The sequence below is a fragment of the Pseudomonas yamanorum genome (assembly GCF_900105735.1).
GTDB lineage: Bacteria > Pseudomonadota > Gammaproteobacteria > Pseudomonadales > Pseudomonadaceae > Aquipseudomonas > Aquipseudomonas yamanorum.
In genome coordinates this window covers 2,751,709-2,762,269 of the sequence record NZ_LT629793.1, presented here as the reverse complement: position 1 = coordinate 2,762,269, position 10,561 = coordinate 2,751,709, and the positions used below count along the sequence as shown (strand labels likewise).

8 protein-coding genes are annotated in these 10,561 nt (G+C 61.7%); 1 reads left to right on the top strand and 7 read right to left on the bottom strand.

The window, feature by feature from the left end; all coding sequences use genetic code 11:
- Nucleotides 1-157 precede the first annotated feature (157 nt).
- Nucleotides 158-5,302, top strand: a complete 5,145-nt coding sequence (locus BLU46_RS13195) for a dermonecrotic toxin domain-containing protein (protein WP_093202284.1) — start codon at nucleotides 158-160, stop codon at nucleotides 5,300-5,302.
- Here BLU46_RS13195 and ureC read toward each other — a convergent pair.
- From ureC to urtE, 7 genes are all read right to left on the bottom strand, one after another.
- Nucleotides 5,287-6,987 carry an urease subunit alpha gene (gene ureC / locus BLU46_RS13190; protein WP_063033358.1) on the bottom strand — a complete coding sequence of 567 codons (1,701 nt, stop codon included), beginning with the start codon at nucleotides 6,985-6,987 and terminating at the stop codon, nucleotides 5,287-5,289. The genes BLU46_RS13195 and ureC overlap by 16 nt on opposite strands.
- A gap of 111 nt (nucleotides 6,988-7,098) precedes the next feature.
- Entirely contained in the window at nucleotides 7,099-7,404 is a 306-nt protein-coding gene (locus tag BLU46_RS13185; RefSeq protein WP_063033357.1) for an urease subunit beta, read from the bottom strand.
- Entirely contained in the window at nucleotides 7,401-7,931 is a 531-nt protein-coding gene (locus tag BLU46_RS13180) for a GNAT family N-acetyltransferase (protein ID WP_063033356.1), read from the bottom strand. Before BLU46_RS13180 ends, BLU46_RS13185 begins: the two co-directional genes overlap by 4 nt.
- A gap of 5 nt (nucleotides 7,932-7,936) precedes the next feature.
- Nucleotides 7,937-8,458 carry a GNAT family N-acetyltransferase gene (locus tag BLU46_RS13175; RefSeq protein WP_063033355.1) on the bottom strand — a complete coding sequence of 174 codons (522 nt, stop codon included), beginning with the start codon at nucleotides 8,456-8,458 and terminating at the stop codon, nucleotides 7,937-7,939.
- A gap of 9 nt (nucleotides 8,459-8,467) precedes the next feature.
- Nucleotides 8,468-8,770 carry an urease subunit gamma gene (gene ureA, locus BLU46_RS13170; RefSeq protein WP_003217383.1) on the bottom strand — a complete coding sequence of 101 codons (303 nt, stop codon included), beginning with the start codon at nucleotides 8,768-8,770 and terminating at the stop codon, nucleotides 8,468-8,470.
- 175 nt (nucleotides 8,771-8,945) lie between these two features.
- Nucleotides 8,946-9,785: an urease accessory protein UreD gene (locus BLU46_RS13165; protein WP_093202279.1), complete on the bottom strand. Its 840-nt coding sequence runs from the start codon at nucleotides 9,783-9,785 to the stop codon at nucleotides 8,946-8,948.
- A gap of 30 nt (nucleotides 9,786-9,815) precedes the next feature.
- Nucleotides 9,816-10,514 carry an urea ABC transporter ATP-binding subunit UrtE gene (urtE, locus tag BLU46_RS13160; RefSeq protein ID WP_017478391.1) on the bottom strand — a complete coding sequence of 233 codons (699 nt, stop codon included), beginning with the start codon at nucleotides 10,512-10,514 and terminating at the stop codon, nucleotides 9,816-9,818.
- Nucleotides 10,515-10,561: the final 47 nt, after the last annotated feature.

Genomic DNA, 10,561 nt, shown 5'->3' with positions numbered 1-10,561 from the left:
CTTAATTACCCCTTGGAATCCACCCTGTATGCATCGGGCGTGGAGCTGCCTTTTGAGGGTTCAGGCAGGGGCGTTCAAACCATTCAAATAGCTACCGCCGAGTGCCAGGGGCGACTGATTAAGGTCATCGCCTTTATTTCCTCAACGGTACTCGTATATGTCAGCACCTCAAGCCTCTGCCCCTCTTTTGCCGGGCAGTGAAGGGCGTCACTATGCACAGATCAAGGCCGCCATCCCCGAGAGTCTGATCAGCGCATCCCCCGCACTGCGCGCAGCCATCAGGCAGGCCAGGCCAGAGATCCCCGTCTGGTACGCGGCCGCCACTGCGGAGCAGAGGGCGTTACTCAAAAAACTGTCAGAGGCAAGCTTCAAGTCCAACAAAGCGCTGGAGCAACTAACGGCCAGGGTGCAAGAGGTCAACGCGTTCGCCCAGCCATTGCTGGAGGCGGCGTTGAAGGCCGCGGGGTTTGAGCTGGACGTCAACCAGGTGCATCTGCGCCTCTATGTACCGGTCGAAGGACTAGCGACAGGCTACCGGACCAAGACCTTGTCCCTGTTGCAAGCGGCCTTGAATAATTTTGAGGAGCGTGAGACCCACGCCGGGTTCTCTGACAGTGCTTCAGGTTTTATCACTGCGCCCGGCGCGGATGGGCATTTCGAGCGCTATACCACGTCCCTGACAATCGAGACCTTCGCCCGGTTATGTCGCGACCTGGACTTGGGTAAGCGGTACCAGGAGCACCTCACTACCTACCTGTTGCCCGTGCAAACCGTGTCCAGGGGCTTGCTGCGCGAGCGTTTTATCAACCGGCAAAAGGATGCCTTCAGGGCTGCCGCCTACGTGGCGTTGCTCAAGGGGGATATTGGCAGTGACGACTATGCGCTGCTGCTGCGCATTGCCAATGGCGAGCGACGCATCAAGCTCGGTAACAAGCAGGTCTGGCATCGCTGGCCCACTATCATGGACCTGCAAATGCACGGCTGCCTCATGATCGACCCGAGCGTGGAGCATCGCTATGGGAGCTGGTTTATCGTCTATATCCCCGACCACCCCGACCATCCCATCAAGCGCTACGAAACCCATGCCGCGTACGTAGAAGAAACCACCCGCGAGCTGACCGCTTATAAACCCGAGGACTACTGGGATAGCAGAGGGGTTCAGGTCACGGCGCATCAACAGTTTTTCTCCCGGTTCATCGGGAAAAAATACCTGGCTTACTACTACGGGCGGTTCACCGAGAAACGCGTCGATGAACCCCTCAGGCGCGTGGCCCTTGGTCCTGATCCAGCGTGGCGACAGTACTACGCAAGAAAATCGCTCATCGAACTCCAGGCGATCAACGCCCTCTTAAAGTCCCCGCGACATATCAGCCGCACGCCGCAGGACCAGCCAAACCTGAACCTCAACGCCCACCCGATCAAGGGGCTGTGGATCGACGTCGATCCTTGGGACGAGCTGTACGCCGACATGCGCAAACGCGCACTCGACGATGCCTTGAGCATGGCGGTGCCCACCGCTCAAACCGACGCTGCCGGGCGTGACCGGCGGCTGGCGCATTTGATGAACATTGGCCTGTTCGCCGTGAACCTGGTGTCGATGATCATTCCTCCGTTGGGGGCAGTGATGGCAGTGGTCACGGCCGGGCAACTGCTGTACGAAGTGTTGGAGGGCGTGGTTGAACTCGGCCAGGGTGACCGCGAGGCCGGCTGGGCGCATATCGGTGATGTGCTGGACAACCTCGCGCAATTGGCGGTGGGCGGCGCTGCATTGCATTTCAGCGTGTCGCCATTTATCGAGGGGCTCAAGGCGGTCAGGCTGCCGTCGGGAAAGGCCCGCTTGTGGAAGCCCGACCTCGCGCCCTATGCGCAGGACATCCAACTGCCTGCGGGCTCGATTCCCGACCCGGCGGGGTTGCATACCGTCAGCGGGCGTCAGGTGGTGTCAGTGGACGGCAATCGCTACGCGGTGACCGCGCAAGACGAACCGGGCGTGTACCGGGTCCAGCACCCCAACAGGCCTGGGGCGTATGAGCCACAGATCGTCAACAACGGTTCAGGCGCCTGGACCCATGAAGCCGATGAGCCCCTGACGTGGCAAGGCGCTCCGCTGATGCGGCGATTGGGCCATGTGATGGAAAACCTGAGCGATACGCAGTTGGAGCAGGTGCGCAAGATCAGTGACACCGACGAAAGCGTGCTGCGCCGGTTGTATGTGGAAAGCGAGCCCACTCCGGCAATCACACTCGATACGGCGGTGCGCATGCGGGCTTACGGGCGTGCCGAAAGCTTGAGTGGGCAGATCCTTGCGGGGTCGATGTCGATGGACCTGGGCAGCTACGCTGCGTCGTTGATGGTGGAAATGCCCGGCTGGCCCTCCGGCAGGACCATCGAAGTATTTGACGGTCATGGCGCAAGCAGGACGTCTTCGCTTTACGGCCAACCTCATACACCCGGGACCAGTCTTATCAGCATCAGTCGCATAGACCTGTTCGGCGGCAAGCTGCCCGCGCTGATCGTCGAGAGTTTGCCCGAGGAGCAGCTTAAAAACCTGCTCGGCCAGAACCTGCCTTACGGGGCCGCGCCGCGTAGCCAGGCGTTGCAGGCGCGGCTGGGGATCCATGCAAAACAGTCCCTGCGGCGGGTGTTCGACAGCCTCTACCTCGGGCGGTCATCGCCTGACAGTGCTGAACTGCAACTGTTTGCGCGGGACTTCAAAAGCCTGCCCAAGGCGATGGCTCAGGAGCTGTTGGGCGGTGCCACCGCCGAGCAGCGGGCGGCCTTGATTGCCAAGGGCAAGATTCCCCTGGAGCTGGCGCAGCAAGCGCGCCAGAAGCTTGGGGAGTTACGCCTGACTCGAGCGTATGAAGGGCTGTACCTGGACGCGTTGGCCAATGCTGACACTGAGGCTCTGGTGCTCAATACCCTGGAGCGCCTTCCCGGCTGGCGAAACAACCTGCGCATTGAAATGCACGAAGGCTCGGTGAGCGGGCGCTTGCGTGCCAGCTATGGCCAGCCTGGGTCCAGCAACCTCAAGCTGTTGGTGCGAGTGGGCGATGGTCGGTATCAGGCGTTTGACACTCAAGGCAACGAGTTACACGGGGTCGATAGCTTGTACGCTTCCTTGCAGCACGCGCTGCCGGATGCGCATCGCCAGTCCCTGGGGTTAGCCGATGTGGGGCAGGGGCCGCAACTTGGAAAGCTGATTCAACAGCACGCCCTGTCCCGTGCCGGCCTGCGTAAGGTACTGGGCATGCAACCGTTGGACACACGCTTTTTCGTGCCGCCGCAGCGCTCTTCTCTCGGGCGGGTCGGTTATTCCTGGAGTGGCCGTGGAGGGGAGTCCTGGGAGCACAAAGTTCAGCAGCGTATCAAAGCCCTTTATCCCGCTTATGACGAAGCGCAGATTGCTCGACTGCGTGCACCTCACGCGCCGGCCGACGATACCTGGCTCATCTCCCTGGAGCAGGAGTACGAAACGCTCTGCTCCACGCTGGAGGCCTGGGAAGCATCACCGATCCAGGGTTATGGTGACGCCAATAGCGCTGAATACCGAGAGCAGCGTGCCATTCGTAAAAAACTGGGAAGGTTGTTGATTAAAGCCTGGCGGCGTGTGGGTAAGGTTGATGTGGATGTTTTCGGGAATACGCTGGGCCAGAAGATCGAACTGGAGGGAGTTGAGATACAACCTCAGCTGGGGTCGCTTCCGGCGCTGAGCGCCAACTTTGATCACGTCACTTACCTGGAAATCTCCGACGCGGAACTGACCGATGCTGTCGAGCCTTACCTGGCTCCCTTTCGCGGCTTGCGCACCCTCAACCTGAACCACAACCTGCTCACTCGCCTGCCCCTGTTGCTTGAGCATCTGCCCAGGCTTGAGGTGTTGAGCCTGGCGGAAAACGCGATTGTGCTGGACGTCGCGGCCGTCAACCGATTGAAGAATCTCACCCGACTCCACACACTCAATTTGGAGTCCAACCCGCTGGGCATGGCACCGGATATCAGCCGGATGGGCCGGCTGTTTCGGGTTCTTCTGGGCAATAGCGGGCAAAGTGTTTGGCCGACTGGCATCTTCGACATGCCCCGGCCACGCTGGTTTACCCTGATCCTGGAAGGTAACGCGCTTGAAGTGCCGACGGTCGAGCCAGGTTCAGTGAAGGCTGCGATTCTTGCGCGCACCCATGTCAGCCGGACCTTGCTGACGTCCGAGGGCCTGCACCAGCTCAAGCGGTATATCGAATCTGTTGGCATGGACCCGGAGCGGCAATTTCCACCCGGAGGGATGGAGGACAGCGCCCGATGGAAAGCCGGCCTCACCCACCGGGAGTGGGGCGCCTTGCAGTCCATATGGAATGCCGTGGAGGAGGCCAAGGGCGCCGAACCGTTCTTTAACGAAATCCGCAAGTTGAGGGAGTCTGCCGATGTCGTATTGGAAGGCTTCGAGGAAGACCTTACGGCCAAGGTCTGGCGAATGTTGCGCGCCATGGCCGATAACACCCGGCTGCGTGAGAAGCTTTTCGACATGGCGATGGCGCCTACCAGTTGCGTTGATGCGGGCACCCAGTTGTTCAATGCCATGGGGATCGAAGTGATGGTGTATGAGGCTTCGATCCACCCTGACCCCGACGTGGTCGCGCAACTGATGCTGACGGTGGCCAAAGGCAGGACTCGGCTCAACAAGCTGGGAGAAATTGCTCGCGCCCGAGTAGTGGCATTGAGTGAGCAAGGCCGCAAGTTCCCCAATGATCCGATTCGGCGAATCGATGCCGCTGGAAACCCCGAACGGGCTATCGATGAAGTAGGGATCTATCTGGCGTTTTCGACCGGGTTGGCCGAGCGGCTTGAGCTGCCCTGGCAATCAGGGGATGTAATGTACCCTGAGTCTGACGTCACCTCGCAGATGCTGGACGATGCTTTTGATCGGGTCATGGCATTGGAGGAGGGCGGCCTGCTCAGGGATGCCCTCGTCGAGTTGGACTTCTGGGATGAGTACCTTGAGCGCTCGACGCCCGCGGCCTTTGTCTGGCTGACGCGCAAAAGGGCGGCGCTGGAAGACTTGACGAGTGCCATGAATGATCTGGCGGCCAATGGTCGACTGCCTGAGTCGCAGAAGATGGCCCTGCGCAATACCCTGCGCAATTCGGCCCTGATGCTGGACAAGTCGGTTGAGGACTTCCCTCCCGGCACGCCCATGCACCAGGACGTCTATGATGCGCTTGCGGTGAAACTGCACGAGGAGCGCAAGGCGATTCTCCAGAGGCTCACTGACGAGGCTCTGGAGATCGCGCTTCAGAACAGAAAATAACGCTGCGCCATCGGCAGCACATCCGCCGGTTCACACCACAGCAACACACCGTCGGCCTTGACCTGATACGTCTGCGGGTCGACCTCGATATCCGGCAGGTAATCGTTGTGGATCAAGTCGGTTTTCTGCACCTCGCGGCAACCCTTGACCACGGCGATCTGCTTCTTCAAGCCCAACTGCTCGGGCAAGCCTGCCGCCAACGCCGCCTGGCTGATAAAGGTCAGGCTGGTGGCGTGCAGCGAGCTGCCGAAGCTGGCAAACATCGGGCGGTAGTGCACCGGTTGCGGCGTCGGGATCGAGGCGTTGGCGTCGCCCATCAGGCTTGAGGCAATCGCGCCGCCCTTGAGGATCAGCGTCGGCTTGATCCCGAAAAACGCCGGGCGCCACAGCACCAGGTCGGCCCACTTGCCCACTTCAATCGAGCCCACTTCGTGGCTGATGCCATGGGTGATCGCCGGGTTGATGGTGTACTTGGCGATGTAGCGTTTGGCGCGGAAGTTGTCGTTGCCTTCGCCGTCGCCGGGCAGTGGCCCACGCTGTTTTTTCATCTTGTCGGCAGTCTGCCAGGTGCGCGTGATCACTTCGCCGACGCGGCCCATGGCCTGGCTGTCGGAGCTGATCATCGAGAACGCGCCGAGGTCATGCAGGATGTCTTCGGCGGCAATCGTCTCGCGGCGGATGCGGCTTTCGGCGAAGGCCACGTCTTCGGCAATGCTCGGGTCCAGGTGATGGCAGACCATCAACATGTCCAGGTGTTCGTCGATGGTGTTGCGGGTGAACGGCCGGGTCGGGTTGGTGGAGCTGGGCAGCACGTTGGGGAAGCCGCAGGCCTTGATGATGTCGGGCGCGTGGCCGCCACCGGCGCCTTCGGTGTGGTAGGTGTGGATGGTGCGGCCCTTGAAGGCGGCGAGGGTGGTTTCGACAAAGCCGGATTCGTTGAGGGTGTCGCTGTGAATCGCCACCTGCACGTCGTACTCGTCGGCGACGCTCAGGCAGTTGTCGATGCTCGCCGGCGTGGTGCCCCAGTCCTCGTGCAGCTTCAAGCCAATGGCGCCGGCCTTCACTTGTTCGATCAACGGCTCCGGCAGACTGGCGTTGCCCTTGCCGGTGAAGCCGATGTTCATCGGAAACGAATCGGAAGCCTGGAGCATGCGCGCCAGGTGCCACGGGCCCGAGGTACAGGTGGTGGCGTTGGTGCCGGTGGCCGGCCCGGTGCCGCCGCCGATCATGGTGGTGACGCCGCTGGTCAGCGCCTCTTCGATTTGCTGTGGGCAAATGAAGTGGATGTGCGTATCGATGCCGCCGGCGGTGAGGATCATGCCTTCACCGGCGATCACTTCGGTGCTGGCGCCGACGCAGATGGTCACGCCGGGCTGGATGTCCGGGTTGCCGGCTTTGCCGATGGCGAAGATGCGGCCGTTCTTCAGGCCGACGTCGGCCTTGACGATGCCCCAGTGGTCGATGATCAGCGCGTTGGTGATCAGGGTGTCGACCACCTCATGGGCGAGCAGTTGGCTCTGGCCCTGGCCGTCACGGATCACCTTGCCGCCGCCGAATTTCACTTCTTCGCCGTAGACGGTGAAATCCTGTTCGACTTCGACGAACAGCTCGGTGTCGGCCAGGCGGACCTTGTCACCCACGGTGGGGCCGTACATGTCGGCGTAGGCTTGGCGACTGATTTTCATGTGTTTGCCCTGAGAAATTTGTGTTGAATGTGAAGTCGCTTTCGCAGGCAAGCCAGCTCCCACAGGGGAATGCATTCCAAAGGTGGGAGCTGGCTTGCCTGCGATGAGGCCCTAAAGGTCACCCATGATTTTCCCGGCAAACCCGAACACCCGGCGCTTGCCGCTCAATTCCACCAGTTCCACTTCACGACTCTGCCCTGGCTCAAAGCGCACGGCGGTGCCGGCCGGGATGTTCAGGCGCATGCCACGGCTGGCGGCACGGTCGAACGTCAGTGCGTCGTTGGTCTCGAAAAAGTGATAGTGGGAACCGACCTGGATCGGCCGGTCGCCGCTGTTGGCCACGCTCAAGGTGGCGGTGCGCCGACCCACGTTGAGTTCGATGTCGCCAGGCTGGATCTGAAATTCGCCAGGAATCATGCAGGTTGCCCCAGGGTCTTGAAGTAGATGGCGGTCGGGGTGTAGCGCCCGTCCGGGCTTTGGCAGTAGTCGGGCAATTCACCGATCTTGGTGTAGCGCAGCGACTGGTAGAACGCTTCGGCACCGGAGCCGGCTTCGGTGTCCAGGTACAGCAACCCGCGTTTGTACTGGCGGGCACTCAGTTCCAGGGCGCTCATCAGTTGCTGGCCGAGGCCGCGGCGCCGGGCTTCGCTGTGCACCAGCAGCTTTTGCACTTCGGCACGGTTCAGGCCGTTGGCTTTCATGCACAGCGCCAATTGCACGCTGGCGATGACGTGCTCATCACGCACCACCACCCACAGCAGCAGGCTGCCATCGTTAAGGCTGGCCTGCACGCCGTTGAGATAAGTGCCGGCCTGGGCTTCATCGAAGTCGGCCATGAAGCCCACCGATGCGCCGTGCTTCACGGCGTCCAGCAACAGCTCAATCAAACCCGGGCGGTAATGGGCAAAACTCTCGGCATTGACTCGACGCAGTTGGGCGTTCATCGGTGTCACTCCTTGGGCGGCGTAGCGCCTGGGTTGAGCGTCAGTTGCATGAAGGTCAGGTCCAGCCAGCGTCCGAACTTGGTGCCGACCTGGGGCATCTGCCCGGTGGTGATGAAACCCAAGCGCTCATGCAGGCGGATCGAGGCCTGGTTGCCGCTTTCGATGGCGGCGACCATCACGTGTTTGTCGCAGGTTTTCGCCCGCTCGATCAGCACCTGCATCAGCTGTGGGCCGAGGCCTTTGCCGCGCTGGTCGTTGCGCACGTACACCGAGTGTTCGACCGTGTGGCGAAAGCCTTCGAAGGGCCGCCAGTCACCGAACGAGGCATAGCCGATGACCTGCTCGTCTTCGATGGCCACCAGGATCGGGTAAAACTGCGATTGGCGGGCACTGAACCAGGCCTGGCGGTTGCCCAGGTCTACCGGTTGTTCGTTCCAGATCGCCGTGGTGTTCAGCACCGCGTCGTTGTAGATATCGCGAATCCCTGGCAAATCGGCGTGCACCGCATCACGAATCAAAAAGGACATGGCCGGACCTCAGGCGATGGGTTGGTGGACGGTGACCAGCTTGGTGCCGTCGGGGAAGGTGGCTTCCACCTGGATGTCCGGGATCATTTCCGGAATGCCTTCCATCACCTGTTCACGGGTGAGCAGGGTGGTGCCGAAGTGCATCAGCTCGGCGACGGTGCGGCCATCGCGGGCGCCTTCCATCAGCGCGGCGGAGATGTAGGCGATGGTTTCCGGGTAGTTGAGCTTCACACCGCGCGCCAACCGCCGCTCGGCCACCAGGCCGGCGGTGAAGATCAGCAGTTTGTCTTTTTCCCGTGGGGTCAGGTCCATCGTTCAAAGTCCTTCAAACAACATTCATAAAAACACTGAAGATCCGATGTGAAAGCTGCTTTATGTGGGAGCTGGCTTGCCTGCGATGCGGGCGACTCGGTATGTCTGATGTACCGAGGTGATGCCATCGCGGGCAAGCCCGTCTCCCACGGGGAGCAGGGTCGACTTTTGATCTTCATGTGCTCCAGATTCTCGGTGATACCGCCTCGCGGCCCAGTACGGCCGGGCGCAGCAGGCGCCACAGCGCGATCAGCCAAGCTCGCGCCAGCAGCGCTTCACTGGCCAGGCAGCGGGCCACCAGCAGGCCGGGCAATTGGGTCAGGTCGCCGCGTACCGCGTGGGGCAGGGAGCGGCATTGTTCGAGCAGTTCAGGGTCGATTTCGCCGGTCACCAGCAAGGTCGCAAACACCGGTTGCCCATCCAGCCCGATGGGCGAGTCGAGCAAACCGTCGGCGCCCACAATGCGCTGGCGTTCATGCCAAATCAACTGGCCGTCGCGGCGGATATCCAGGTGCGACTGGAAGTGCCCGAGGTCGAAACGCTCGCCGCTGGCGGGGCGCCCCAGGGCGACTACGTCCCAGTAAAACAGCCGGGCATCGCCTTGCAGGTCGATGCGAGTGGTGAGTTCGGCCTGGGCGGCGCTGAACACGATGGTCTCCTGCGGCAGCCATTCCAGCGTCGCACCCGCCTCAACCGTCAGCTCCAGTTTCTGATAGGCCGGCCCGCCGGCGCGGTACCACTTGGCCGCGCCGGGGCTGGTCAGTTGCGCCCAGGCGCCTTCGGCGACATGGGCCGTGATGTCGAGGCGATCACCGCCGGCAATCCCGCCCGGCGGGTGCACGATGATGTGCTGGCACACCTCGGGGCCTTCGGCGTACAGGTGCTTTTGCACCCGCAGCGGGCCGAGGTGACGGCGCATCACCGGGCGCGTGGTGTCGCCGAAGCACGCGTAGCCGAGTTCCAGCTCGGCGTGCCAGCTGGGGGTGAACAGCGCGGTGGGGGCAGGTAGGGTCATGGTCAGTGCTTATCGTTAGGACGCTACAGATTAGATCGTAACGAGCCCGCGCACACCCTCGCTTTCCATATTTTCTCCACGCCCCTGCTGGACGATTTCGCCTCGGGACATCACCAGGTACTGGTCGGCCAGTTCAGCGGCAAAATCATAGAACTGCTCCACCAGCAGAATCGCCATGTCACCGCGTGCCGCGAGCTTCTTGATCACCGCGCCGATCTCCTTGATCACCGACGGCTGGATGCCTTCGGTGGGTTCGTCGAGGATCAGCAGGCGCGGGCGGCTGGCCAGGGCCCGGCCGATAGCCAGCTGCTGTTGCTGGCCGCCGGACAAGTCACCGCCCCGGCGTTGCTTCATTTGCAGCAGCACCGGGAACAGCTCGTAGATGAAGGCCGGCACCTCTTTGGCCTCGGAGCCAGGGAAGCGTGACAGGCCCATCAGCAGGTTTTCTTCCACTGTCAGGCGGCCAAAAATCTCCCGGCCCTGGGGCACGTAAGCGATACCGGCGTGCACCCGCTGGTGCGGCTTGAAGCCGGTAATGGCCTTGCCTTCCCAGTTCACCGCACCTTCCTTGGCCGGCAGCAAGCCCATCAGGCACTTGAGCAAGGTGGTCTTGCCCACGCCATTGCGGCCCAGCAGGCAGGTGACTTCGCCGACTTTTACCTCAAAGGAAAGCCCGCGCAGGATGTGGCTACCGCCGTAGTACTGGTGCAGCTTGTCGACTTGCAGCATGTTCAAAATCTCCTCAATTCCTTGTGGGAGCTGGCTTGCCTGCGATA